This window comes from Mycobacterium sp. P2_H7, from assembly GCF_056403275.1.
Genome location: NZ_JBFUFU010000054.1, coordinates 1 through 442, shown reverse-complemented (window position 1 = coordinate 442; position 442 = coordinate 1). Strand labels below are relative to the sequence as shown.

Genomic DNA, 442 nt, shown 5'->3' with positions numbered 1-442 from the left:
AGATACAGGCGCTTTTGCCATGATCGCCGGCATCGATCATTTCGTCCTGACGGTCCGCTCGGTGGAGGATAGCTGCGCCTTCTACCAGCGGGTGCTTGGCCTCAAGCGCCTTGACGAGCCGGAGCGGCCGACGGCGCTGCTGTTCGGGTCGCAGAAGATCAACCTGCATGAAGTCAGCCGCACTTTTGAGCCGAAAGCCAAGACGCCGACGCCTGGGTCCGGCGATTTCTGCCTGGTCGCCGCGAGGCCGCTTGCCGAAATTTGCGCCAGCCTCGAGGCCAATGGCGTGGCGATAGAAGTCGGTCCGGTTGAGCGTACCGGCGCTCGCGGCTCAATGATGTCGGTCTATTTTCGCGATCCGGACGGCAATCTGGTCGAAGTCAGCGACTATCGGGAATAGCGAGATCGAGCCGCATGGCGCAGCGGCGATCCGCTTGCATGC

General features: G+C 62.4%; 1 protein-coding gene. It reads left to right on the top strand.

What is annotated here, in order from left to right; translation table 11 throughout:
- Positions 1 to 400: VOC family protein (locus tag AC1DY7_RS31310; protein ID WP_477497649.1), on the top strand; the 400-nt coding region annotated here is incomplete at its 5' end.
- Between the last annotated feature and the right edge of the window lie 42 nt (positions 401 to 442).